The following is a 25,104-nucleotide window of genomic DNA, read 5'->3' as shown; positions in this document are numbered from 1 at the left end:
AATCACCTAAATATTGAGCATATTATGATAGATTTTTTCGATGGCATCCACTGTAACTTGAGAATTACAGTGTCTTTCTAACATTTTCCTTCCTTGCAATCTTTGTTGATTTTGTAATTCTGGGTTTTTTAGTAGTTTCACGGTTCTGGAAATCAATCCTTCGTCTTCATCACAAATAGCTGCATGAACACCATCTTCAGCAGGTAACCCTTCAGAACCTTCGCTTGTTGTTACTACTGGGATACCAAAGGCAAGTGCTTCTAATATTTTGATTTTCATACCACTGCCTCTAGCGGGTGCGTAAAGGAAAACGCTGGTTCTTTCAAAATAAGGTTGTATATTTTTTACATTTTCTTCAATGGTGACATCTGGTAGATTAATATATTGGGATAATGCTGATTTTGCAGACCAACCGACAATTTGTAATTGGCCATTAGGCACTTGCTGTTTTATTGCGGGCCACAGTCTAGTTAGCAATCTTTCAGCTGCAGAAAATCCTGGATACCAACTCATATTACCTATTAAACTAATAATAGGTTCTGTTGTTCTCTGCTCATTGGGAATATATGTATATTGGTTCAAGTCTAAACCAACTGGAATTGTTTCTACCTTGGCATTAGGATTAAATTTGTGAATTTTATCAACTAAACGTGGTGAACAACTGCGAAAATATTTATACTTTTGTATTAAACGTCGTTCACTAGAAAACATCATTTGTTTTTGGATATAACTATGAAGTGTTTCTGATTTAATGTGTTCCTGGTCAATTAAAATCAAATGATGTACATTCAGTAGGGCTTTATTTATATATTTTAATCCTAACCATCCACACCATAATTGTTCTAAATGTAGAATATCAAAGTCTTTTTTTAATTCTATGTCTAAATCTTGGTATAGTTGTGGGTTAAAAATTCGTGAGTATGGACGATATAAGGTTTGTAACTTTTCTTTCCATCCAGATTCTGTTGGAGAAGGATAGCATCGTAAATTATATTCTGGTGCGGGAAAAATTGCTTCTACTTTGGGAATATCTTCTATTTTGCTGCACGTTGCAAATGCTTTAACATCATAACCTCTGACGACTAAGGTTTTTAGGAGAATATAGTACCATCTGGCAGGTGCGCTACCAAAAGGTAAGGGGGGTTCTTGCATCACTAATATAATACGCATTGATTTATCCATGATCAAAGTAAGGGTATAAAAAGAAAGTTGTTTATATAAATAGGTTGCTTTTGATGAGATTGATCATCTAAAAAATAATTTTGTTTGGCTTGAATTTGAGGGTAGAAATCAGCTAATTTATGGAAACTACCTTCATGTATGAAGCCACCTTCATAGCCAAAGTCAGATATTTGCTCAAATACATCTGTGATGGATTTACCTTCTAAGTGTCTATTTTCAACTTCTATGAGAATAATTGGTTTCTCTCTGAAAATAGTTTGACTAGCACCTAAAATCACTTTAGATTCAAAACCTTCAACATCAATTTTCATAAAACCAACATCTTGAAAATCATAGTCATCTAGTTTATGAACTGGTACTTCAACGGTTTTTTGCTCTCCTTCTATTTGTCTAAAACTGCCTAGTCCAGTAGTTAAATTACCCACGTCTTTAACTAATTGTGAATAGTCACCTTCACTCACGGGAATATGTAAATTTAATGAACCATGAAAATCTGCTAACCCTACATTGTAAATGTTAATATTCGCAGGAGATATTTTAGTATATGAAACTATATCTTCTGTACACCATGTTTGTGGTTCAAATACTTCAACTACATTAGATAAATGGGAAAGTGCATAGGTATAAAGTCCTGAATTTGCGCCTATATCAATTGACCGTTTTTTATTAATTTCTAAATGTTGAAGATAAAATATTTCTTTTTCTAGCCTATTTCTAATTTGGTGATAGTGATACTTTACCGGGAGACGCAGATATTTGGGGCATAAGTTTAACAGTGTTTTTTCCAATTTCATGGTTTTATTAACTAATTAGTAATTTTAAATACGTTATTATTTTATTAGTTTAGGAAGTTATTTCCCAAATAGCTTTTGCCATATCATCCCAAGTATAATTTCCTAATTCCTGGGAGACTGAATATACTAAATTACTGTAATTTTCTTTATCTTTATACCATTTTTGTAGTTTTTTAACCAACTCATTTACATCGTCATAATTACTAATTAATAAGTCTTTTAACTTCTGTGGATACCGTTCAGCAACTCCTGCATTAGCACTGACCAAAGCTGGTAAACCACAACACAGGGCTTCATGGACTCCTAACCCATAAGCTTCATAACGAGTGGGAGCAACTAAACAATCAGCAGCTTGTAGTAATTTTGGCACATCGGCACGGAAACCCAAAAAACGAATATTGGAAATATCAGCATCAGCAGCGCGACTTTGCCAGAGTGGTAATTCTGCACCAGTGCCAATAACTACCAAAATACCATCCCAATCAGAGGATTTACATAATTTTTGCCAAGCTGCAAACAGAGTATCAAAACCTTTGCGGCGATCGCCCAATGCACCAATAAATATGACAACTGGCTGATCTTCTGGCCATCCCAGCTGCTGACGCAATGAAAATTTTTCTTCTGGTGTGGGTGGGTAAAACACTTGGGGATCAATACCGTAGTAAACAGTGTATAGTTTTTGTTCAGGAATTCCTAATTTCTCTATTAAATCAAATTTAGTGCGATTTGAATTAACAATTATTACCCGTGCTGATTGTAATGCTTGTTTTTCTTCATTTAAAAACAGCCGTCGAGAAAATACCCCTTTGAGTTGACGTAATAATCCTGTTTGCTGACTGGGTTCGTAAGCAGCATGAACATAATGTACCCAGTTTACATCTGGCCATTGACAGTTACCGCCATTTACCAACACCCTCCCACCATCAGCAGTTAATTTTTTTGCCCAAACTCGTCCGGTTTGAGCAAGTAAAGGACTACTTAATAGATAAGAATCCAGTATTTTAGGAACTTGATGGAACTGCACATGAGGATATGCTAACAATTCAGGTGCTACCCGATGAGCTACTAAGTGAACTTGTTCACCTTGCTTTGCTAAATATTCCGCTAAAGCAAAATTAGCTCTATCCATGCCACCAGTTTTGACAAAATCACCTGTTACTAGCAAGTAGGATTTCATGATTGTATCTCTGAGGATTCTTGATTGAGAATATGATTAGCAGCTACAAACAAAGCTGTATTTAGTAACCAGAATTCCATCCCTCCCTGACTCATAAAAATGGGGTAGTTAAAAGTCAATGCCACTACCCCAATATCGTAAGCAAAAATTAAACCACCCCACAGAGCAAAATCTCCCAATTTACGATTGATAGCAATTTTCCAGGCAGCATGACAAGCTGAGTAAATCGTCAAAATATAAGCAAATATTAGTGGTACTCCTCCATCTAGTAACCATCCTGTCCATTGAATTTCTACCCAAATTGGTTGAGATACTAAATATGTGTTATCTCCAAAATAGCTGTTGATCATTCCCCAACGTCCTAAACCTGCCCCTAAAGGATATTTAGGTAACAACCTCTCAATAGTATCCTGTAAAAACAAACCCCGGTTTTGTTGGTAAACTTCTTGGGGGGAATCGGCAAATAAACTATTGATTCGTTCCATGGTTGACTGTCCACCAATGGCGATCGCCCAAGCAAAAGAACCCACAAACAAACCTGTCACACCAAAGATCATTGCTGTGGCACGGGCAAGTTTTCCAACTCTTAACAACACCACTATCAACACAACCATAGTAATAGCTGCCAATACCAAAACAGAACGAATCTGAGTTAGGTAAATACAAAATAAACCCAGTCCACCACTAACAACACCCAAAATCTTCAAAATCGGGTTTTTGTGTTTGAGAGCAATTACAATCCCGAATAAAAGAGCATATAAACCCGAATTAGCAGCACCACCAGGCACATCTGTCAAACCCATCGGTCTATAGGTTTGTATCCCATTTGCCAAAGTGATCAATAAGTTCTCTCCACCAAAGGGGTTATTTTGGACTACAGTGGAAAGACCTAACTGGAATTGCCCAGGATAGTAAACCTGTAAAACACCAACAACCGCGCTCAAGGTATTAATACCCCACATTAAAAACATCAAGCTTTCAAAAGCAATTGATGTAATCTCTAGTCCTCTCACCCAAAATAGGGGACTGAGGATAGCCAGATACATCATTCCTTGCGCTAATCCCGCTGTCACTGAATTAATCGCAGGATGGAGACAAAACTGTAACAGCATAATTACTAGGACAATAATTGCTGGTGCTGTTGCTGGATGTTTCTTGGTTTCTTTTGTAGGTAGCCAGACTAAGAAAAATAGACCAACCCCAAAAGCGGCAACCCTGATGGGCGCTCGGAATACACCTATAGCTGGGAATAATAGTAATATTTGTAGGGCAAACTGTAGTAAAACAAAGGTGTGCGCCCATGTCCAGTGTAGTTTTTCCCAGAGAGATGTATTTGATAATTCCTTATTTGTATTTGTAATCACTATATTTGCCTATCAATCTAACATTATCTTAGGATTATTTTCCATGAACTAAATATTTAAGTTTTTATTTTGAGAACTTCCCAACCTGGAGTTTCAATTTTGAATTTTTATCGTAATTTTTAATCATTAAACAAGACTTTATTCAATATTTAATTAATCATTGAAATCTGATAATTACAGGTTTACGAATTGGTATTTTTTACCAACACACAAAATATTGTCACTAAACAACCGACCATGAAAACCTAAACTTTGAGGCCAGTGCCAAGGTGTAAACGGCAAACGACCAGAGTTAGTGTAATCTATTTTGATGTCAGTTAATCCACACTCCGTAAAAATTCTGATTAAATCAATTTCTAATAAAGCTGTAATATGTGCAGGGTAAAGACCTGGTGCTGTTTGAAAAGCATTGAATTGATTTTTTAGCACTAAGGTCAACTTACTCAACAAACTTAACTGATTAGGTGTAGTCACAATTACTAACCCACTTGGTTTAGCTAACCTGACCAGTTCTCTCACAAAAGCTCGTGGATTTTCCAAATGTTCAATAGTTTCTACAGCACAGACTACATCAGCGAAATGATCGGGTAAAGGTGCTTTACCAATATCTAAATTAAAAGGAATAAATTCTACTTCTGCGGGTAATTCAGGATAGCGGATCACATCTACACCAATATATTTATCAGTGCGATCGCTCACAAATGACCTAAGTTTACCACCTCCACAACCAACATCTATAAATACACTACTAGGATGAAATTGTTGTACTACTCTCCTCACCATTTGGTAAACAGGTTCACTACTACCACCAAGGCTTTGTCGCGCTCGAGTTTCTACATTCATTGATGCTGTTTGTTTTTGCTCATGAGATGACATCATGCTACAGGCTTTTGCTGAAAAAGTTACAATAAAATATTTGATTGATCAATCTTAGCTACTTAAATAGAGTAGCTTTACAATGGTTTTCTTCCCACAATTCCCACACTCAGATGGGGGTAGTTTAATAACTTTGTTAGTGGTTGATCGAGGAAATGAAAAATCCGCAAGGGAAGGGTAACTGCTCTGGATAAAAGCGTGTTATATTTTCTCAGTCCAAACTCCCAACTGGCTAGTTTTTGAGAAACAATCCCGCTGATATAGTCTTGATGAAGAATTTCTATACCAAATTTTTCCAATAGTGTTACTAGATCCTTTTGACTGTAACCCCAACGTACATGGCCTCCATCTTCATACTCAGATAGCTTTTCTCCCCATAGTGGATAATGGTCTATTGATGGTGTTGTCACCAATAAAATACCACCAGGACGCAATAGCTGGTAGATATCTGCCAGCACCTTAGTATCATCGAAAATATGCTCTAGGGTTTCTAGCAGGAGAATTTGGTCAAATGTACCTAACTGATCTGTAAATTCATCAAGATGTCGCAGATCCACTACCTGAAATTCTATATCAGATAAACACAGAATATCAGCCCGAATTTGAGCATTATGGATGTCTTGACTACTAAAAGCTAGTCCCACAGATTGGTTTCCTAATTGGGAGCAGTACATCGTAAATTGACCCTGTCCGCATCCTGCATCCAGAGTTCGTTTTGCTCCTGACTGAATATAATTCTGAAGCCAGCACCAACGATCTGTTACCGTTGGATCGCCCTGTATAAGTATTGCTTTCCATCCAATTAATTGCAAAAGTATGTTTTTCATCAAATCAATTAGTTAATTAGTTTACAAGAGTAATACTGGCTAATACATCATGGAGTTGCCCCAATATTTTGGTTGGATCAGATAATTCTCGCGCTCTTTGTAGTCCTTCTACCCCCAAACGATACCGTTTGTTTGGATTTTTAATCAAGTCGGACAAAGCATTGGCTAAGGCAATAACATCCTCTGGCGGAATGAGTATACCGCAAGATTCAGTAATAATCTCTACTGCCGCTCCAATTTCTGTTGTTATCACCGGTAAACCTGCATAAAGAGCTTCTATGAATGCGATTCCAAATGGTTCTGCTCCAATATTGGGCTGACAATGAATATCAGAGGCCATTAATAAGTTAGGTATATCAGATCGTTCACCTAAAAACTTGACACGATTACTAATTCCCAGTTCTACGACCCTCTTCTTGAGTTGAACAAAGTATTCTTGTTCACTGGGCTGTTGTATACCACCTGCAATCCACAAAATCCAGTCTGGTAATTTTTGTAATTGTCCAAGAGCTTCCAGTAATACTAAATGACCTTTATAAGCAGCCATCCGGCTGGTAATCACGATAACTATAGCATTTTGCTTAGTTTGGAGAACCTCGCGAATACTTTCTCTAATGAGATTCTGTTCACAGTTCAATGGCTGTAATTTCACTGGGTTGTATAAAACATGACCTATATATCCAGGAAAAATTAGCGGTAGAGTCTTGTTAGTATAGTGGCTGTTCACTATAGCCAGATCAGGTGGTATCCGCCTTGCTAGAATTTCATACCATCGGTTACCAACACCCCAACCATGCATCCAAAAGACCAAAGGTAGTTGTTGGCGACTAATAACTGGTGCAGCTAGACAGTAAGTCCATAATTCATGGCAGATTACAACATGAGGACATAAATGTTTCAGTGATTTCTGAAGTTGCTGTCTAGCTCTGCACACTGTCCAAGGACGACTAAACCTCACTTTACCCAGAATTTGAACATTTGCCTCTAAACTTCTGAGTTCATCAGCTAATCTCCCTTCAAAACACAAAGCGAAGTAGTGTTGCATCTGCGGACACAAATTTTGCTCTCTTGCCAGTGTTATCAACAGAGTCTCAATACCACCAAATAAGTTTCCTGCATAAATGTGTAATACTCTCATAACAAGTCTACAGGTTTTGGTATTGATCCATAATTTTCCCCTTGACTGAGGACTTGTTCATAGAACTTAAAACTTTTTTCTGCCATAGTTTTGTGGTTAAAATACTCTGCTCTTTTCAGGGCAGCTTCAACGAGTCTCGTTCGTAAACCCTTCTCATTTAGTAATCGTTGTGAAGCTCTTGCTAACGCTACTGCATTATTAACGGGTACAGTCAGTCCTTCTTGTTCATGCCGACTTACCCACGGTACACCACTACAGGTAATATTGGCATTGATTACAGGACAACCACTAGCCATGGCTTCTACTTGAACTAAACCAAAACCCTCACTCCGAACATTGGAGGGAAACCACAGACTTGTAGCAGCATGATAAGCACCGACAAGTTCATTTTCACTGACTCGTCCCAGCCACACAATTCTTTGATATACGCCTAATTTTTTGGCTAGAGTTTTGAGTTCTGATTCTAAAGCTCCAACACCGATGATGATTAATGTTCCTTCTACCATACTCAGAGCTTGGATAGCTATGTGTAAGGCTTTGTAATACACTAATCTGCCAACTGCTAACCAAATTGGACCAGGATATTGATTTTTCAGTTTGTCTCTGAAAGCAAGGGCTTTTTGATTAGGCTGACTGTAGTTAGTTGCATCTAAACCTAGTGGTAAGTAACTAAGTTTATGATGATAAAAACGTAAGAATTTTGAACCTTGAATATAAGGAAAACTGGTTGTTAAAACCTGTGAACTTTTGCTATAAACTATATGCTCAAATGGCCGTAGCCCATACTTTAAAATTTTTTGTTTGATGACATCACTGTGGTGTGTAATCACTAAAGGTAAAGAATTTCCCAGTATAGTCAGAGCTATTAACATTGTGGGATTTGGCGTGTGCAGGTGTAGTACGATATTTGGTTCTTTGACTATTTGAAACAATGTTTTAGGCAGTTCTGGACACACATCCAATCTTGCTAATGATAACAGCCTCCCCATACGGATAACATGAACATCACCATCCATTTCTTCTACAGTGTGGGTGCGTCTAGATAAGTTGCCTTGTTCATCAAAGGCATTGACACAAACTACATGAACTTCTGCACCTAAAGCTGCTTGAGTTTGGGCTAGGGTTTGCACATGAGTTTCTATTCCACCTCGATCTGGAGGATAATATTTAGATAAATGGATAATCCTATAATCTGGTTTTTTAGTCATAGTTTTTGGAATTAACAGATAATGGCATAGTTAATTAAGGAAACATGATTTTTGAATATAAACCTAGCCAAGTCTTATCAGATAAATTGTGTATGGTGAAAGTAAATTTTAAAAAGAGTTTAAGTAATTTATATATGTGAAATACTTAATAGCCTTTTCTTAAAAAATACTGCCATGTAATGTAATTATCTTGCCAAACTAATTTTAACATAGGGTAAATTTCAGTAGCAACCTTGTCATTGAGAGGTAAAGATATTTGTGTCCATATACAGCGATCATCACGGAGAAAATCCTTTCCTAAAATCCAAGGTATAATTCTATTGATATTAATATCGTAGTTATATCTATTCTTCATGAATTGAGATGAATTGACAGTGCTACCTCCACGTGGATTAATGCAAGATGTTAAGTAAGCTTGTTTTCCATCATTATAAAGTGAATAGTAACCAACTTCTGGTAAATATTCGATAATTTGATTAGCTTTTTCTTTTAGTTCTTGATTGATCTGAAGTAAAAAAGGATTAATTTCACCTCTAGTATTTACCACATAACGCATTTGTATTTGCATTTCTTGATTTTTCTGATAATAGGTATAATTATGCCCTGCATCTGATAAAAAATGTTTGTTATCATCAGGAATATCATATTTCTGTTTTCCTAAAGATTGAGCTTTTATTTGTTGCCAATTTTCCACAGCTATTTGTTCACTAAAAATATTAGTACCAATAGTTTTTTTACTGACTGTTAAATAAAAAAATGTCAAGATAATTCCTAACCAGGTAGTAGTTAGAAAAATTACCCTTTTAGGTTCTATTTCTAAGTTTTTTGACTCAGTTTGAACTTGATTAGATAAGATGTCTACTGGTAATATCCAATTAGATAGAGTAGCAAAGGTAACAGTGGCGATCGCCATGAAAATGCTTCCCCCAGTATAGCTATGCCAGTAGTCAAACACACTCTTATTATTCACAACCACAGCCAACAAAGCAACACGGATACATCCAACCAAAAATCCCGTAGCAAAAGCAGATACAAATAATCCCCATTGTTGTTTCCAATTCAGGGGAAAAACAACCACGATCATTAGTAGAGTAAGTTGTAATAACCACACTATTAATAGTCCACCAGTACAGTAGTAAAGAACCTCTACTTGTCCAGTAGGCAATTTCACTAAAGCACCTGTATGAGTAGCGCCAAGACCTATATAATGAAGTAAAAAAGCAGAAGTAGCCGCAGTTACCTCTGAAAAATGTAAACGAGAATTAAAAATTTCATTAATAAAGCCATAGGGACAAAGCATCAATAACAATAACAAAAACAATCGCCAGTAATGCTTCAATCCAGAAAATCCAAAGGATAATAAACCTAAACCTAAACCGGCTATCACCGGACCAAATCTAAATAGCATTAGGTCTAAATGCCAAAAATTAATAGGTCTAAGTATCACCAAAAATAGTAAACCACAACCTAAATAACTAGAAACTTGGTTAGGGTTTGTTATGGTTGGCGGATTTTTGAATAGTAAATATAATATACCTCCCCAGTAAATAGCATAAAAAGCGATATTTTCACTTTCAATTCGGTGGTTTATAATGATATTTAAATGCAAGACAGCTAAAGTAGTAAAAATTCCCAGCAAAAAAAAATGCTGGTTTTTTAGTAATGGTTTAAATTGGAGCAGAACTGTTTGTGTTAATTTGTCCAGCTGCTGACGATTGATAAACATTTTTAATCCTAATTACTACCTTGACCATCCTAAATTTTATCAATTACTCTGATCCAGCGAGTCATGTTCCAAATAGCAATTAGAAAAACTGCTGATAGTATTGCCCCTAAATTTATTCTGACTGCATTTTTAATCAAACTGTTGACCTGTGATTTCTTGGTAGCTTTAGCGGTAGCAGTAGAGTTATCCGCAGCTTTTTGTATTTGTTGAGATAGCTTAGTTTTCAACTCTTGGGTTGACTGACTAGCAATATTTTCAGCGGGTATGTTTAATACTCTTGCTAGGGTATTTAATTCTTGCAGAGAATTTGTTGCTTTTAATCTCTCGTTTACTTGTTGTAACTGCTCTTGTTGTTGTCCCTGTTGATTGATGAATTGATTATTTAAACTCCTATACAGTGTAAGACTGTTATTTATACCCAAAGGCAGCATTAGCAGGTAAAATATACCTACTAACAAAGCAATCCAAGATAAAGACTTTAAAATAGTTATTTCTCTGGGTTTGATGATGTTGCCCTTACTATACAAAAATATAAATGTCAACCCCAATAGAATAGACCACACGTGGTCTACCATTCTACTAATAGCTTGAAACTCCCATGATGGGTTAGTCAGTTGAGGGGGAATAAGTATGGCTAGATAATCAATGACAGAAAATATTAAGAGAGCATAACCTAGTAAGCGAAATACAGGAAAAGAGAGATTTTGAATTACTTCTGTTACTTCTAGGGGATCTTGGGACTTTTTTTTCGGGCGTTCTGCTGTCATTGACCGTATTTTATATGGATGTGTACGTTTAATACATAACATACATTGTGAACTTATTGTTGTCTTCCCACAAAATTTATTTACCTCTTCATAGCGATAATTTCTAATGTCAACCTCCTCACTAGCGATTGTTGTATTGACAAAGGCATAAAATTTAGACAAACTAAACATCAACAGCCTGTTAAAACAAAGTTTTTGAAATGGTATAGTATTTTTACTAGGATTAACTTTTACCCTCAACCCAAAGCCTTTATTGTCAGGTCAGCAATATTACTTGCAATTATCCTGTTCAACATGGGTAGGCAGTGTATTTACGTACAGTAACAATTTTTTAGGTAGACAAGTTTAAAACCTAAAGCAGTAAACATAACATATCAAAATCTCTCAGTAAAAGTATGGAAGAGTATCTACACTACATATCAATAATTAAAAGACGTTGGTTGCCGACTTCTATTGTCTTTTTAACTCTTGTAGCATTAAGTGTAATTAAAACAGTTACGGAAACTCCTATTTATCAAGCTGGGGGACAGCTAGTTCTGAAAAAGAACTCTACATCTTCTTTGACAGGAGTGGGAAATCAATTAGGACAATTGGAGAGTTCAGTCAGCGGTAGACCTTTAGGAACGGAGGTAGCTGTCTTGAGTTCTATACCCCTAGCGGAAAGGACTATTAATACCCTGGGATTAAACATGAATCCATTGGTATTTCTGCAAGACCTAAAAGTCAAAAACATTGAAAATACAGATATTCTGGAAATATTCTACACAGATGAAGAACCCGGAAAAGCGGCTTCTGTGGTTAACACTTTGATGAAAATTTATATAGAAAACGATATTGAAGCCAACCGCGCTCAAACCAAGTCAGCTAGGGATTTTATCGCTCAACAATTACCAGCTAGAAAAGCTGCACTGCAAGCAGCTGAACGTAGATTACAGCTATTCAAACAACAAAATAGGGTTCTAGACCTGACAGCAGAAGCTTCATCCAGTGTGAGCATTCTAACTGCTTTGGATAAACAAGTGGCTGATACGAGATCAGATTTATCATCTCAAACAGCAAGGATGCAATCAATTCAGAAAATTTTTGGGGTTACTTCCCAGGATGCTGTACTCTCTGGTTTTGTGGGTGAATCTCCATCAACGACAGAAGTGCTTGGACAGTTACAGAATCTCCAACAAAGGATAGCTGTGACAGGGTTGCGTTTGACAGATACTCATCCAACGATGATTGACCTCAAAAAAGAGGAGATTATTCTTAGAGAAGAATTAAAGGAACGAATAGAACAAAGTTTTATCGGTAAAGCTGGGCGTTTAAATCAAGTCAAAAATCCCGAAAATATTGTCCAGTTGAGGACTTTAGGCTTACAACAGGGTCTTTTGGGTCAATTTGCTAGTGTGGAAGCCGAAAGACTCAGTTTGCAGGTAAGACTGAAATCTTTAGCAGATGTAATTGAGTCTTACAGACAAAGAGCTAACACCTTACCACAACTGGAATTACAACAACGCCAATTAGAACGGGAAATAGCTGCTAGTGAATCTAGCTACCGGTCTCTTTTAGGTAGGTATGAAGAACTACAAGTGGCTGAAAATCTGCAAGTCAGTAATGCGAGGGTTGTTACACCTGCTTTAATTCCCGGAGTACCAGTCAGAAGTCGTCAATACATTAATTTATTGCAAGGATTCATTGGTGGTATCGTATTGGGTGTTGCTACAGCATTTGTATTAGAAAGACTAGACAAAACTATCAAAACTCCTAAATCTGCTAAAGATTTATTGGGTTATGCCTTATTAGGTTATATTCCACCTTTCCCCAATGGTGCTTTTACTCCAGAAGTAATTGTCAGAAAACAACCTGATTCTCATATCAGTGAAGCTTTTCGGATGCTGCAAACTAATTTGAGATTCTTCAATTCAGAACAATCAATTAAGGTAATTGTAGTGTCTAGTGCTGTACCCAAAGAAGGTAAATCAACGGTGGCAGCTAATTTAGCCTTTTCCATATCTCAATTAGGACGCAATGTATTACTGGTAGATGCAGATTTCCGTAATCCTAGTCAACACAAAATCTGGGAAATATCTAATGAAGTGGGCTTGAGTAATATTCTCAAAAGTCAGATAGATGTTGAACAGGCTGTTACTGAAATTACTCCTGGTTTAGAAGTTATGACTGCTGGTGAATCAAGCAATAACCCAGGGGCTTTACTTGATTCTAGTCAAATGGCTGTGTTTGTGGCACAGGTAGCTCAAAAATATGATTTTGTAATCATAGATACCCCGCCTGTAACTGTAGCTGCGGATGCTACTATTCTGGGTAAATTGGTAAATGGAATTTTGTTTGTAGTTAGACCTGGAGTTGTTGATTCTACCAGTATTTCTTTGTCTAAGGAAATGTTGGAAAAAGCAGACCAAAATGTTTTAGGTATAGCCATGAACGGTATCAATGCTAATCAACAATACTCTGCTTACGCAAGTAGTACAGTTTAGTTATTGATGGTTTTCTTGTAAAGATGTTTTTGAATAATTTCTCTACATCATTAACTATTCAAGTTGTATTTTTTGATAAACCGCTAAAATTTGCCCACCTAAACGTTCATAATTGAATCTCTCTGTTGCAGTTTGCCTTGCTTGCTCTGAAATCAATTGACGTTTTTCTGGCTGATTTAATAAATCTAAAATAGCTACTGCTAAAGCTTTGGGTTCTCCAGGAGGGACACCAATGGCATCATAATTATGGGTAAATAATTCTGCTGCACCACCAGCTTGAGATACTATGACTGGTTTACCACAAGCCATTGCTTCTACTATTGCTAAACCAAAGGGTTCTGGTTGGGTGCTGGCATGAACTACAATATCTAAAGCTCGATAAGCTTGGGCTATATCTTGCTGAAAACCAAGAAAATCTACTTTGTCTAAAATATTTAGATGCGTGGCTTTCTCTTTTAATTCTTGTTCTGAAAATTGAGAACCACGGGTTTTATAAATTGCTCCTCCGACTATACAAAACCGGACGTTTAAATTAGGGTTGGTTTTGATAATCTCTGATGCTGCTGCTAAGAAAATATCATGACCTTTCCAACGAGCAAAAGTAGCAACTAATCCTACTCGCATAGGAAAATTAGAGAGTGAATTTACAGGAGAGAAGTAATTAATATCTATAGCACTGTAAATTACTTCTACTGCTAAACCAGGTAATGTTTTTTTGACATCTTCAGCTACCGATTGGGAAATTGCAATCGCACTTGTTGCCCTTTTACTTGCCCATTTTAGCACTTTTGCCACTAAAGGACGCGCACCATAAAAATCTTGAATATGCCAAATTATAGGTATATTTTTGATGCCAGATAAGGCAGTAATTAGATTAGCTTTAATTCCATTTGTATGAATTATCTGAGGTTGTATTAGTTCTATTGTTTGGCGGAATTCTTGGAGATATTGCCATAAACTAGGAGTAAGACTGACTAACTGCAATAGTAGTTTTAATCCTCCTATAAATTTACTACTTTTTTTTAAAGCACTATCACCTAATTGGTTAAATTCTTCTGGCAATTTTAATACTTTAACTTCTACACCCAATTTTTCAGCCTGTGCTATCATCGGTCCATCTGTACCAGCAATCAGGTAGATTTTTATATCTGGTTTGGTGTTAAAAAGTGCAGCCATGATAGTTAATAAAGCTCTTTCTGCCCCACCAATAGCTCCTACCGGGTTAATAAATAAAATTTTCATACTATTCAATTCTATTTTTAGACTAATTTTAAATAAGATTGGGCAATAATTTGAGTATGATGAGACCAAGAATATTTTTGTGCTTGACTGCAACGAATATCAAGAGTAGGGGCAATATTTGGGTTGGCTAATACTTTTCCTACTATTTCTACCCAAGCTGAAATATCAGCAGTAGGACAATATATTATACTTTTTCCTCCCACTTCACGCAATACAGGAATATCACTAGCTATAACTATTGCACCACAAGCTAAGGCTTCAATTATAGGTAGTCCAAAACCTTCTGCTTCACTGGTTAGTAACACTGCTGATGCTCGTTGGTAAAGAGATGCTATTGTTGCACGTTCTAATCCATACAGATGAATTATTGACTCGTTAATATTCAAATCATTAATTTGTTGTTTTTGGCTTGGTGTCCATTCTCCACTAACTTTAATAAGTCGTAAGTCTGGATAAATATTTCTGACTTGTGCAAATACATCTAATAAAACGTCAATCCGTTTTCTAGGAATACAGCTACCAACGTGAAGCAGCAAAGGGTGATTACCTATTTTTTCTAAAATTGCTGAATCTAGATTACTGGTATTCTCAGTATTAACACTAAATTCAGGAGCAATACCTAAAGGAGCTTCAACTAACTTTGATGGTTCTACCAGTTGATAATATTCAATTTGTTTCCTAACTTCTTGATTAGAATAAAATACTACCGAACAAGATTGTAAACCACGTAAAATCCGCCGCGACATGGCTTGATACCAAGCTGGTCTAGGTTCTTTTTCCGGCTCTAAAAGGGAGCGGAAAGCGTCTATATCATGACAGTATACTCCCGTACGTTCTGGGGGTAAAACCAAGGCTATTTGGGCGTAGGAATGGTCAGCAATGTGATAAAAATCAAATTCTGTTAATCTCTTTTTGAGATATTGGGGATAGTACCAAGCTCGGTTAAGTAAACGGTCTGCATTATATGCAAAGTGCTTTTTACCCAGTCGGGGGATGTATTGAAATCGTTTTTTAAATTTGGGAAGAACCTGTATAGTTTCGATAGATGCAGTGTGTTCAGTTTGCAGTTGTTTAATTAGCATCTGCGAGCATAAATCCATACTATGCCATTTTTCTTCCAGATAGTCACAGATAATAGCGAGACGAATTGTTGTCATCTTAATAATGTATTCAATTGAGAATAAATACCAGTTAATTTTTCTTGAGGAATCATTAATACATCACATATACCTTCTTTCAATTCCGTAATTTCTACAAAACTTTTACGCCCTACTTGCTGATAAAATTTATATTCCCAAGGCATGAACAATTTTGCTACATCTACAAATGAATATCCAAAATGCTTAACCCAGAAAGGATTAAACTCTCCATAAATTATGGGTCTGGTTTTCTGAATAAAACTCATTCCACCTAATAGAAACTCCATTTCTGCCCCTTCAATATCAACCTTGATGAGATCGCATTTAGTAATACTATTTTGTTGGACAAATGTATCTAATTTTGTAATTGGTGCTGTGCAGGTAGCTTTCTCAAGATTAGGTAAACCTTCTTTTAACCAAAAAGCATTACCAGTAGATGAATTGTTTTTTTCATCTACCAGACAAAGTTGAATATTTCCCTCGATGTTACCTAAAGCAGTATTAATGGGATAAACAGTATTGTTTAAGTTGTTTATTTCTACTAAATTAGATAAGCGTTGAAAGTTGGTAGGTGTAGGTTCAAAAGCCCATATTTGTCCATTATTGGAGATTTGTTTGAGTTTTTCAGCTAGAGCTATAGAATAAAGTCCAATATTTGCGCCAATATCTAATATGACTACCCCAGGGTGTAAGGTTTTAGATAGAATGTGGATAATATCGCTATCATATTCTCCTGTAAAAAATACTTTTTGCTCTAATAAACTACGTAAATCCAATTTGATAATACTACCATCTTGCATCTTGACTGTAACAAGACATTCTTGTTCAACTTGATAGTTAGTAAGTAGGGGAACAAGTGCAGAAGCAAGTCTATACTTGCCTTTAAAATATGGGACAGAACGACAGAAAGAAGCTAGTGAATCACGTAGGGCTGTTTTCATGTAAATTTAATTCTCCATAATTTCTATGAAAAACTGTAAATGTTGTTTAGCTACAGATGACCAAGTATAGAATTTATGGACTCTTTCTAAACCTTTTTCTCCTAATTGTTGACGATGAGATGGACTATTTAGTAAATCTGAAATAGCTTCTATCCAAGCGTTTTCATCATTTTCAGCAACTACTATACCTGCATTTTCAATGACATAGGGAATTTCCCCACTGTCGCTACCAATGACAGGTATACCACAAGCAAAGGCTTCTATTAACATTCTGCCAAACTGTTCTCGCCAGTTGGATACAGTTTGACTAGGGGCAACAAGTATATCCATTGCGTTGAGGTATTGGGGAACTTCGCTATGTTTAACATCTGTACAAATTCTTACCTGTTCAGGATAGCGTTTTGCCCAATTTTGTAATGATGATTCCATCACTCCACTACCTACAAATAATGCTCGCCAAGGAGTTTCTAATTTATCCAAAACAGAAATTAATAAATTTAATCCTTTTTCGGGTACAAAGCGACCTAAATAGCCAATAACAGGTGTTCCTGCTTCTTCCCAATCTAAAAAATGACGAATTTGTTTTTTAGCTTCTACTGAGGGGTAGAAATGCTGGATATCTACACCAGGAGGAATAATTTGCATGGGTAGTGAGTAACCAGGACGAGATTTTAAAGCTTGGGCTACAGTTTGCCCAAAGGCTATCCATGCTGTGGCGCGGTTCATGGCATATTGTTCAATCCAACTAAATGGAGGTGGATATTGCTTAGACTTATTTTGAAATGTAGAATAAACCAGTGGAGTTGTCTCTTTGTTCCACCATGCTACTTGTCCACCTGCGAATATATAGGGTTCTTGCCAACAGTGTACTAAATCCCAGTCTTGTTGCAAAATTTCCCGCAGTTGCCAACTGTATGTCATGATGTGAGGAATTTTACTGTTATAAACAGATACCGCTTTTAAATCACACAGTTCATTAGGATCAGTTTCTAGGGTAATGGGTCGTAAGTCTCCGCGCACAAACTTGGGTGCAACAGCTGTTACTTGCCATTCATCTTTTCCTAAGCGGGCTATTTCATTAACTAAACGGCGGTTAAGTTTGACTACGTAGGAGTGACCAATGGAGAGTAGTTTTCTAGTTTTCGGCATAAATAAATCTGTTTGTGTAAAAATGCAAATAAGATCATAGTATTTTCTATTATAAAATCATTATTCTCTAGTAGATAGGATAAATAATTAAAGTATCAATATGGTAATCACTGCGATTGTACCTCGTTTGCCTCCTGCTGTTGATGGTGTGGGAGATTATGGACTAAATTTAGCCCAACAAATGCGTCAAGACTTCAGTGTAAATACAAAGTTTATCATTGGTGATGACAATTGGACTGGAGAAAATTCTCTAAAGGGATTTACGGTAAAGCAGGTAACAAATAAATCTGCATCTACTTTATCAGAATTATTACCCAAAAATCAGGAATCAGCACAGGTCGTACTTTTACACTACGTTGGTTATGGTTACGCTAGAAGAGGTTGTCCGGTGTGGTTGGTGAAAGCTTTGGAAACATGGCGCAAAACTGGGAATAATCGCCGTTTGGTGACGATGTTTCATGAGGTTTACGCATTTGGTGCGATTTGGACTAGCCAGTTTTGGACTTCACCTCTACAAAGAAATTTAGCGGCACGTTTGGTAAAATTGAGCGATCGCTGTCTTACCAGTAAACAAGGATATGCTGAGAAAATTAGTAGGTTTAGTCAGGGAAAACATTTAGATATTCCTACTTTACCGGTTTTTTCTAATGTGGGTGAACCTGAATACCTTACCCCTTTATCACAACGTCCCCGCCGGTTAGTCATATTTGGTGGTGGTGGTCCCCGTTCTCGTGTTTATCAACAATCTCAGTTAGCTTTACAGCGGACTTGTCAAGAGTTGGAAATTGAGGAAATATTAGATATTGGCCCTGGTTTAAATTTTGCAATTTCCCCAGTTAATAATATTCCTGTCACTTGTTTAGGAATTAAGTCTGTTTCAGAAATCAGCGATATATTATCAAATTCTTTGGTGGGTTTTTTTAATTATCCGTTGGAATACTTGACGAAATCAACTATTTTCGCTGCTTACTGCGCTCATGGGGTCTTGCCTGTGGGAACATGGTATGCAGGAGCAGATTTAGATGGTTTAGTAGCTGGGAAACATTATTGGTTGGGAGACAAGCAGGAAAAAAAGATGAATTTAGCTGATGGACAGCTAGTTGCAGATCATGCTTATACTTGGTACAAAAAGCATAATTTATCAGCCCAAGCTCGGATTTTTACGAGTTGCACTAGCTTTGAGAATATATAAATTCTCATTTAATCCGCTGTTCCATTTTCTGATGGCGATCGCTTTCGATAGAATGGTAAATAGACTTAAAATACATGATACTCATTAAGCGTAATTTCCCATGACCACTTCACCCCGTCGTTACCACATTACTACCTTCGGTTGCCAAATGAATAAGGCCGATTCAGAGCGCATGGCTGGCATCCTAGAGGATATGGGCTTTGAATGGTCAGAAAATCCTAATGATGCAAATGTAATTCTCTACAATACTTGTACAATTCGAGATAACGCCGAACAAAAGGTTTATTCTTATTTGGGTCGGCAAGCAAAACGCAAACATCAAGAACCTGATTTAACTTTGGTGGTTGCTGGTTGTGTGGCCCAACAGGAAGGTGAAGCATTACTGCGTCGTGTGCCAGAATTAGATTTAGTCATGGGTCCTCAACACGCTAACCGTCTCAAAGATTTGCTAGAGTCGGTTTTTGATGGTAATCAGGTGGTAGCGACGGAAGAAGTACATATTTTAGAGGATATTACCCAACCCCGGCGTGATAGTAAAGTTACAGCTTGGGTAAATGTGATTTATGGTTGTAATGAACGTTGTACTTATTGTGTAGTTCCCAATGTGCGCGGTGTGGAACAGTCTCGCACCCCTGAAGCTATTCGTGCGGAAATGGAAACTTTAGGACAACAAGGTTACAAGGAAATAACCCTTTTAGGTCAAAATATTGACGCTTACGGCCGCGACTTACCGGGTTCAACTCCTGAAGGCCGTCACCTGCACACATTGACAGATTTACTCTATTATGTTCATGATGTACCGGGGATTGAGCGGTTACGCTTTGCTACCAGCCATCCCCGTTATTTTACGGAAAGGTTAATTAAAGCCTGTGCCGAGTTGCCAAAGGTGTGTGAGCATTTTCATATTCCTTTTCAGTCTGGGGATAATGAGTTATTGAAAGCAATGTCACGGGGTTACACCCAGGAAAAATACAGACGGATTATTGATACTGTTCGTAAGTATATGCCAGATGCGTCTATCAGTGCAGATGCAATTGTGGGTTTTCCTGGGGAAACAGAGGCACAGTTTGAGAATACTTTGAAACTGGTGGATGATATTGGCTTTGATTTGTTGAATACTGCTGCTTATTCACCTCGTCCGGGTACACCTGCGGCTTTGTGGGATAATCAATTGAGCGAAGAAGTCAAGAGCGATCGCCTCCAAAGATTAAATCATTTAGTCAATGTTAAAGCAGCCGAGCGATCGCAGCGTTACTTTGGCAGAATTGAAGAAGTTTTGGTTGAAGATCAAAACAGCAAAGATCCAACTCAGGTGATGGGACGTACAGGTGGAAACCGCCTTACTTTCTTCACAGGCGATATTAACGAACTGAAAGGAAAAATCGTCAAGGTAAAAATTACTGAAGTTCGCGCTTTTAGCTTAACTGGTGAACCTGTGGAAGTAAGGGAAGCAGTAACGGTTTGAGGTGACAGGTGACAGGTGACAGGTGACAGGTGACAGGTGACAGGTGACAGTTAATAGATCACCCGACGGGGAATGAATTCCCAGTCTAATAGCAAAAGTCATCTAAAGATGACTAAGCACTAGGGAAATTTAGCAGTCCGTTTTAACGGACTTGTGCTATGAGACAGAGAATTTATTCTCTGACGTGCTTTACTGACTCCTGAACTCCTGTAACGCCTGAACTCCTTTTTGCTTATAATGGGAAAACTGTGACAATTATTAACCAATCTAGCCCGGAAAAAAGAACGAATAACTATGCGAACTCACTATTGCGGCAAACTCCGAAAAGAGCATATTGGAGAAACTGTTACCTTGTACGGTTGGGTAGACCGTTACCGTGATCATGGGGGAGTAACATTTTTAGATTTACGCGATCGCTCTGGGCTAGTCCAAATCGTTAGTGATCCTCAACGTACACCCGATTCATATCAACAGTCAAATCTGCTGCGAAATGAGTATGTTGTCGCTATCACTGGTAGAGTAACCCAACGACCAGAAGAATCTTTAAATCCCCGTATTCCTACAGGCGAGGTAGAAATATACGCTGATAAAATTGAACTACTTAACGGTATCCGTAAGCAACTACCTTTTCAAGTCGCCACTGGTAATAATGATCCTGTGCGGGAAGATTTGCGGTTAAAATATCGTTATTTGGATTTACGACGGGAACGGATGGCGCAAAATATGCAACTGCGTCACCAAGTTGTGAAAGCAATGCGTCGTTATTTGGAAGATAATGAAGGTTTCATAGAAATTGAAACCCCAGTTCTTACCCGTTCCACTCCTGAAGGTGCAAGAGATTATATCCTTCCCAGTCGTGTGAATGAAGGTGAATGGTTTGCTTTACCCCAGTCACCCCAGCTATTTAAGCAATTATTGATGGTATCCGGTATGGATAGATACTATCAAGTTGCGCGGTGTTTCCGGGATGAAGACTTACGCGCAGACAGACAACCGGAGTTTACCCAGTTAGACATGGAAATGAGTTTCATGTCGGAAAATGAAATAATTGAACTCAACGAAAAGTTAGTTTGTCACATTTTTAAAACTGTGAAAGGAATTGATTTACCTCATCCTTTTCCGCGTCTGACCTACAAAGATGCGATGAATAAATATGGAAGTGATAAACCAGATACCCGCTACGGTTTGGAATTGGTTGATGTTTCCGATCTTTTAAAAGATTCAGGTTTTAAAGTCTTTAAAGATGCCATTTCCAAAGGTGGAATCGTTAAAATTCTCCCCATTCCTAACGGTAACGATGCAATTTCTAATGTTCGCATTAAACCCAAGGGTGATATTTTCGGACAAGCAGCAGAAGCCGGTGCGAAAGGTTTAGCATATATTCGCGTGCGGGAAAATGGAGAACTTGATACCATTGGTGCAATTAAAGATAATTTAACACCAGAACAAAAGCAAGAAATTTTAACTAGAACTGGTGCAAAACCTGGACATTTATTATTATTTGCCGCCGATGATACTGGAATTGTAAATAAAACATTGGATAGGTTACGCCAATTTGTAGCTAGGGAATTTAATTTAATTCCAGAAGGGAAAAATAACTTCCTCTGGATTACAGATTTCCCGATGTTTGAATGGAATGCAGATGAGAAAAGATTAGAAGCTTTACACCATCCATTTACTGCACCTCATCCTGATGATTTAGGTGACTTAAAAACCGCTCGCGCTCAAGCATATGATTTGGTTCTAAATGGGTTTGAAGTTGGTGGTGGAAGTCTGCGAATTTATCAGCGAGAAATTCAAGAACAGGTGTTTGAAGCTATTGGTTTATCACCGGAAGAAGCACAAAGTAAATTTGGCTTTTTGTTAGAAGCTTTTGAATATGGTACTCCTCCTCATGGTGGTATTGCTTACGGTGTAGATCGGTTGGTAATGCTGTTAGCTGAAGAAGAGTCAATTCGTGATGTCATTGCGTTTCCGAAGACTCAACAAGCACGTTGTTTGTTAACAGATGCACCTGCAAATGTGGATGCTAAACAGTTGAAAGAACTTCATGTTGCTTCGACTTTTAAACCGAAAGTTAAAGAGTAGGTTTGATTATTCCCTCTGCTAAGTTTTTAGTGGGGGGTTTATTTTTTTAACCTATAAGTTCTCTAATTCTTTGACAAAATCTTCTGGATTTAACTCAATTTCTCTGATAATTTCTCTAATTAAAGGACGTGCAATATCTCTACCTTTGTGATGAGGAACAGTTGTTGTTCTACCATCAGAATGACGATAAAAAACATGACTGTCTTTTTGTCTGACTACATGAAAACCTAACTTTAGCAATAGTTTTTCCATTGTCTGATAATTAACAATTGGTAGTTTGCTCATGCACTCACCTCTATTTGCTGAATTCCCACAAAACGAGGTAATTCCTCTAAATCATTACCATACTCAGCTAAACAAAGCTCAAGCACCTCTTTTAAATTTTCCTGTAATTCATCTAAAGTTGCTCCTTGTGTGTGCGCTCCTGGAATACCTGGAACAATACCAACATATAATTTTGTAGCTGAATCATATTCTACATAAGCAGTGAATGTTTTCATAAATTGTTAAACCTCACTAAATTTAAGAATGTTGCTGCTTTTATTGTAATATTTATCCTGTGATAAAAAATTGCTTAAAACTAATAATATATTTATTTCACGCAAAGACGCAAAGGCGCAAAGAAGACCGCAAAGCTATGGTATAAAAGTAAATATCTTATTTGTTAGCTTGCGTATAATGTCTATTCCTGATTTTCAATCTATTATGCTTCCTTTATTGCACACTGTTGATGTTTATGAGATTAAGAAAATTGATTCTGATTATTTTACAGATGAATAATAATATCATGTCCGGTTAATTACTATCAGACATGATATAAGGTCAGATAATCTAAATTTAGATTTTACTCATTGCGTAGGATTCAGGATATTTTTTCTCAACAACTGAAAAAGCATAGTTGAGGTTGCGTTGATATTCAATTGTTTTTTGTTGTGCTGTAAAATATTCAGGATGATCAGATGTAACAGCTTTCATAGATGCGATCGCATTTTCCCAATGTTTGATGATTGTTTCCCATTCTTCCCCAGAAGTAGCTGTTTGTGTTAAGTTAGCTGCTTTTGTGGCATGATTGACAGCAATACGAAAACTATTTTGTAGATTTTGGCTATTTTTATTTGAGTAGTTTAAATTACGTTCGTACTCTTGAATTTTTTGGGTAGCTAAAGCATATTTAGGATGATTTTTGGGAAGAGAACTTAATAGTGCGATCGCATTAATCCAAGATTGTGATACTTTTTTCCATTCACTAGGAGATTGAGCAGTTTGAGTAAGATTTGCTGCTTCAGTTGCTTGGGTGATAGCGTCGTAAAATAGATCATTCTTTGAAGTCTCAGGAGCTAAATTAGCATAGGATAATTTCGAGAATCCTGATAAATAAAAACCTCCCAAACCTCCTGTTAATAAACAAATAAATGAGGTTGTTAATAGTTGAAGATTTTTCCATTTATAATGAGTATTCAATGAATAAGTGTCTTCATGTTCTAATTTTGTGTAACTATCAATATACTCTTCTGATGACTCCTCATTATCTGTAGAGTTACTCTCTAATTCTTCATCTGTACCTAAATTGGAATCACTGATAGTTAAATTAGGTACAGACATTTTTGATAAATCTACACCATAATTAGCAATTTCTGTTGTTAACCATTCTTCAAACATTTGTTGAAGTATTTCTTCTTGCAGTTGTTCAGTTAATTGTGCTGGGAATACTTGTTCTAATCGGACAATAATAAACATTTTATCCAGGTAAGTGAGTGATGGCATTTCACCTGGTTGTAAATTACGCATAATTTTTGCTAAATTGGGGTTAAGATTACCTAATCTATATGGACCTACCCAACCACCATTTTTTGCTTCTGCTCCTTGAGAATATTTTTTAGCTAAATCTGCAAAACTTTCTTCCCCTTCTTGAATCCGAAAGTATATTTCCTGAGCAATTGCATCATCATTAGTTTGAATCAGGGAAAAAGAAACTTGATCTAAAAGAGGTTTTCTTTCTAAAAAATAAGGTTCAACTTGATGTCCCCATGTTAGATGTTTAAATTTCCGAATTTTAAATTGCCGGAGAATAATTGAGGGAATGATATTAGCATTTTTCTGAACTTGTTTAAATCTTTGATGATAGTTGTTAAATTCTTTCTGTGTGTATTGAATATTAGCGATCGCTTTTTCAATCACTATTTCTCTCACCACTTGCGGTAATAAACTAGAAGAAGAAATTACAGATACTAATTCTTCTCCGGTAATTGTATTTTTATTAGGTTCTTGGGTAGTCATATTGCATCTAATAATTTATGTTAATTCATGTGTGGTTTTATAAAAATGTTGTGACTTTTAATTGTGAGT

At 36.9% G+C, this 25,104-nt stretch carries 21 protein-coding genes; 4 read left to right on the top strand and 17 right to left on the bottom strand.

Annotated features, from left to right (window positions below):
• Window positions 1-6: 6 nt before the first annotated feature.
• From WJM97_RS07985 to WJM97_RS07940, 10 genes are all read right to left on the bottom strand, one after another.
• Window positions 7-1,170 carry a glycosyltransferase family 4 protein gene (locus WJM97_RS07985; RefSeq protein ID WP_353932511.1) on the bottom strand — a complete coding sequence of 388 codons (1,164 nt, stop codon included), beginning with the start codon at window positions 1,168-1,170 and terminating at the stop codon, window positions 7-9.
• Window positions 1,171-1,184: 14 nt separating this feature from the next.
• Window positions 1,185-1,976 (bottom strand): FkbM family methyltransferase, encoded by a 792-nt coding sequence (locus tag WJM97_RS07980; RefSeq protein WP_353932510.1) that lies wholly within the window; start codon window positions 1,974-1,976, stop codon window positions 1,185-1,187.
• A 49-nt stretch (window positions 1,977-2,025) separates the two neighbouring features.
• Window positions 2,026-3,153 carry a glycosyltransferase family 4 protein gene (locus tag WJM97_RS07975; protein WP_353932509.1) on the bottom strand — a complete coding sequence of 376 codons (1,128 nt, stop codon included), beginning with the start codon at window positions 3,151-3,153 and terminating at the stop codon, window positions 2,026-2,028.
• Window positions 3,150-4,517 (bottom strand): hypothetical protein, encoded by a 1,368-nt coding sequence (locus WJM97_RS07970; RefSeq protein ID WP_353932508.1) that lies wholly within the window; start codon window positions 4,515-4,517, stop codon window positions 3,150-3,152. The genes WJM97_RS07975 and WJM97_RS07970 overlap by 4 nt, the downstream gene beginning before the upstream one ends.
• A gap of 174 nt (window positions 4,518-4,691) precedes the next feature.
• Window positions 4,692-5,360, bottom strand: a complete 669-nt coding sequence (locus WJM97_RS07965) for a methyltransferase domain-containing protein (protein ID WP_353932507.1) — start codon at window positions 5,358-5,360, stop codon at window positions 4,692-4,694.
• A 110-nt stretch (window positions 5,361-5,470) separates the two neighbouring features.
• The gene (locus WJM97_RS07960) at window positions 5,471-6,220 is read right to left on the bottom strand and encodes a class I SAM-dependent methyltransferase (RefSeq protein ID WP_353932506.1); all 750 of its coding nucleotides are present in this window, start codon (window positions 6,218-6,220) and stop codon (window positions 5,471-5,473) included.
• Between the two features lie 16 nt (window positions 6,221-6,236).
• Complete coding sequence (locus tag WJM97_RS07955) at window positions 6,237-7,358, bottom strand: glycosyltransferase family 4 protein (protein ID WP_353932505.1); 1,122 nt, start codon at window positions 7,356-7,358, stop codon at window positions 6,237-6,239.
• Complete coding sequence (locus WJM97_RS07950) at window positions 7,355-8,566, bottom strand: glycosyltransferase (RefSeq protein WP_353932504.1); 1,212 nt, start codon at window positions 8,564-8,566, stop codon at window positions 7,355-7,357. The genes WJM97_RS07955 and WJM97_RS07950 overlap by 4 nt, the downstream gene beginning before the upstream one ends.
• A 145-nt stretch (window positions 8,567-8,711) precedes the next feature.
• Window positions 8,712-10,292, bottom strand: a complete 1,581-nt coding sequence (locus WJM97_RS07945) for a cyanoexosortase A system-associated protein (RefSeq protein ID WP_353932503.1) — start codon at window positions 10,290-10,292, stop codon at window positions 8,712-8,714.
• 29 nt (window positions 10,293-10,321) lie between these two features.
• Window positions 10,322-11,059, bottom strand: a complete 738-nt coding sequence (locus WJM97_RS07940; RefSeq protein WP_353932502.1) for an HpsJ family protein — start codon at window positions 11,057-11,059, stop codon at window positions 10,322-10,324.
• Between the two features lie 395 nt (window positions 11,060-11,454).
• On the opposite strand from WJM97_RS07940, the gene WJM97_RS07935 reads away from it, so the two are divergent.
• Entirely contained in the window at window positions 11,455-13,542 is a 2,088-nt protein-coding gene (locus tag WJM97_RS07935; RefSeq protein WP_353932501.1) for a polysaccharide biosynthesis tyrosine autokinase, read from the top strand.
• A 54-nt stretch (window positions 13,543-13,596) separates the two neighbouring features.
• Here the strand turns inward: WJM97_RS07935 and WJM97_RS07930 are convergent, their stop codons facing one another.
• Genes WJM97_RS07930 through WJM97_RS07915 form a run of 4 tightly spaced genes read right to left on the bottom strand, consistent with a single transcriptional unit; the run spans window position 13,597 to window position 18,013 of the window.
• Window positions 13,597-14,784: a glycosyltransferase family 4 protein gene (locus WJM97_RS07930; RefSeq protein ID WP_353932500.1), complete on the bottom strand. Its 1,188-nt coding sequence runs from the start codon at window positions 14,782-14,784 to the stop codon at window positions 13,597-13,599.
• A 17-nt stretch (window positions 14,785-14,801) separates the two neighbouring features.
• Complete coding sequence (locus WJM97_RS07925; protein ID WP_353932499.1) at window positions 14,802-15,941, bottom strand: glycosyltransferase; 1,140 nt, start codon at window positions 15,939-15,941, stop codon at window positions 14,802-14,804.
• Window positions 15,938-16,864 carry an FkbM family methyltransferase gene (locus WJM97_RS07920; RefSeq protein WP_353932498.1) on the bottom strand — a complete coding sequence of 309 codons (927 nt, stop codon included), beginning with the start codon at window positions 16,862-16,864 and terminating at the stop codon, window positions 15,938-15,940. The genes WJM97_RS07925 and WJM97_RS07920 overlap by 4 nt, the downstream gene beginning before the upstream one ends.
• 6 nt (window positions 16,865-16,870) lie before the next feature.
• Window positions 16,871-18,013 carry a glycosyltransferase family 4 protein gene (locus tag WJM97_RS07915; protein ID WP_353932497.1) on the bottom strand — a complete coding sequence of 381 codons (1,143 nt, stop codon included), beginning with the start codon at window positions 18,011-18,013 and terminating at the stop codon, window positions 16,871-16,873.
• A gap of 100 nt (window positions 18,014-18,113) precedes the next feature.
• Here WJM97_RS07915 and WJM97_RS07910 point away from each other — a divergent pair, with 100 nt between their 5' ends.
• From WJM97_RS07910 to aspS, 3 genes are all read left to right on the top strand, one after another.
• A complete protein-coding gene (locus WJM97_RS07910; protein ID WP_353932496.1) occupies window positions 18,114-19,205 on the top strand; it encodes a glycosyltransferase family 1 protein in 1,092 nt (363 codons plus the stop codon).
• A 100-nt stretch (window positions 19,206-19,305) separates the two neighbouring features.
• The gene (miaB, locus tag WJM97_RS07905; RefSeq protein WP_353932495.1) at window positions 19,306-20,670 is read left to right on the top strand and encodes a tRNA (N6-isopentenyl adenosine(37)-C2)-methylthiotransferase MiaB; all 1,365 of its coding nucleotides are present in this window, start codon (window positions 19,306-19,308) and stop codon (window positions 20,668-20,670) included.
• Window positions 20,671-20,964: 294 nt separating this feature from the next.
• A complete protein-coding gene (gene aspS / locus WJM97_RS07900) occupies window positions 20,965-22,758 on the top strand; it encodes an aspartate--tRNA ligase (protein ID WP_353932494.1) in 1,794 nt (597 codons plus the stop codon).
• A gap of 51 nt (window positions 22,759-22,809) precedes the next feature.
• On the opposite strand, the gene WJM97_RS07895 is transcribed toward aspS, so the two are convergent.
• The 3 genes from WJM97_RS07895 to WJM97_RS07885 form a co-directional block, all read right to left on the bottom strand.
• Entirely contained in the window at window positions 22,810-23,043 is a 234-nt protein-coding gene (locus WJM97_RS07895) for a type II toxin-antitoxin system HicA family toxin (RefSeq protein WP_353932493.1), read from the bottom strand.
• Window positions 23,040-23,258, bottom strand: coding sequence for a type II toxin-antitoxin system HicB family antitoxin (locus WJM97_RS07890; RefSeq protein ID WP_353932492.1), 219 nt, complete (start codon window positions 23,256-23,258; stop codon window positions 23,040-23,042). The genes WJM97_RS07895 and WJM97_RS07890 overlap by 4 nt, the downstream gene beginning before the upstream one ends.
• Before the next feature lie 337 nt (window positions 23,259-23,595).
• Complete coding sequence (locus WJM97_RS07885; protein WP_353932491.1) at window positions 23,596-25,035, bottom strand: peptidylprolyl isomerase; 1,440 nt, start codon at window positions 25,033-25,035, stop codon at window positions 23,596-23,598.
• Between the last annotated feature and the right edge of the window lie 69 nt (window positions 25,036-25,104).

Source organism: Okeanomitos corallinicola TIOX110, from assembly GCF_038050375.1.
Classification (GTDB): domain Bacteria; phylum Cyanobacteriota; class Cyanobacteriia; order Cyanobacteriales; family Nostocaceae; genus Okeanomitos; species Okeanomitos corallinicola.
This window is presented reverse-complemented; position numbering and strand designations above follow the sequence as displayed.

Coding starts and splice junctions, on each gene's coding strand:
- WJM97_RS07890 (WP_353932492.1), bottom strand. CDS start 23,258: ATGAAAACATTCACTGCTTATGTAGAATATGATTCAGCTACAAAATTA.
- miaB (WP_353932495.1), top strand. CDS start 19,306: ATGACCACTTCACCCCGTCGTTACCACATTACTACCTTCGGTTGCCAA.
- aspS (WP_353932494.1), top strand. CDS start 20,965: ATGCGAACTCACTATTGCGGCAAACTCCGAAAAGAGCATATTGGAGAA.
- WJM97_RS07975 (WP_353932509.1), bottom strand. CDS start 3,153: ATGAAATCCTACTTGCTAGTAACAGGTGATTTTGTCAAAACTGGTGGC.
- WJM97_RS07945 (WP_353932503.1), bottom strand. CDS start 10,292: ATGTTTATCAATCGTCAGCAGCTGGACAAATTAACACAAACAGTTCTG.
- WJM97_RS07965 (WP_353932507.1), bottom strand. CDS start 5,360: ATGAATGTAGAAACTCGAGCGCGACAAAGCCTTGGTGGTAGTAGTGAA.
- WJM97_RS07915 (WP_353932497.1), bottom strand. CDS start 18,013: ATGCCGAAAACTAGAAAACTACTCTCCATTGGTCACTCCTACGTAGTC.
- WJM97_RS07930 (WP_353932500.1), bottom strand. CDS start 14,784: ATGAAAATTTTATTTATTAACCCGGTAGGAGCTATTGGTGGGGCAGAA.
- WJM97_RS07960 (WP_353932506.1), bottom strand. CDS start 6,220: ATGAAAAACATACTTTTGCAATTAATTGGATGGAAAGCAATACTTATA.
- WJM97_RS07955 (WP_353932505.1), bottom strand. CDS start 7,358: ATGAGAGTATTACACATTTATGCAGGAAACTTATTTGGTGGTATTGAG.
- WJM97_RS07950 (WP_353932504.1), bottom strand. CDS start 8,566: ATGACTAAAAAACCAGATTATAGGATTATCCATTTATCTAAATATTAT.
- WJM97_RS07980 (WP_353932510.1), bottom strand. CDS start 1,976: ATGAAATTGGAAAAAACACTGTTAAACTTATGCCCCAAATATCTGCGT.
- WJM97_RS07925 (WP_353932499.1), bottom strand. CDS start 15,941: ATGACAACAATTCGTCTCGCTATTATCTGTGACTATCTGGAAGAAAAA.
- WJM97_RS07940 (WP_353932502.1), bottom strand. CDS start 11,059: ATGACAGCAGAACGCCCGAAAAAAAAGTCCCAAGATCCCCTAGAAGTA.
- WJM97_RS07985 (WP_353932511.1), bottom strand. CDS start 1,170: ATGCGTATTATATTAGTGATGCAAGAACCCCCCTTACCTTTTGGTAGC.
- WJM97_RS07920 (WP_353932498.1), bottom strand. CDS start 16,864: ATGAAAACAGCCCTACGTGATTCACTAGCTTCTTTCTGTCGTTCTGTC.
- WJM97_RS07895 (WP_353932493.1), bottom strand. CDS start 23,043: ATGAGCAAACTACCAATTGTTAATTATCAGACAATGGAAAAACTATTG.
- WJM97_RS07885 (WP_353932491.1), bottom strand. CDS start 25,035: ATGACTACCCAAGAACCTAATAAAAATACAATTACCGGAGAAGAATTA.
- WJM97_RS07910 (WP_353932496.1), top strand. CDS start 18,114: ATGGTAATCACTGCGATTGTACCTCGTTTGCCTCCTGCTGTTGATGGT.
- WJM97_RS07935 (WP_353932501.1), top strand. CDS start 11,455: ATGGAAGAGTATCTACACTACATATCAATAATTAAAAGACGTTGGTTG.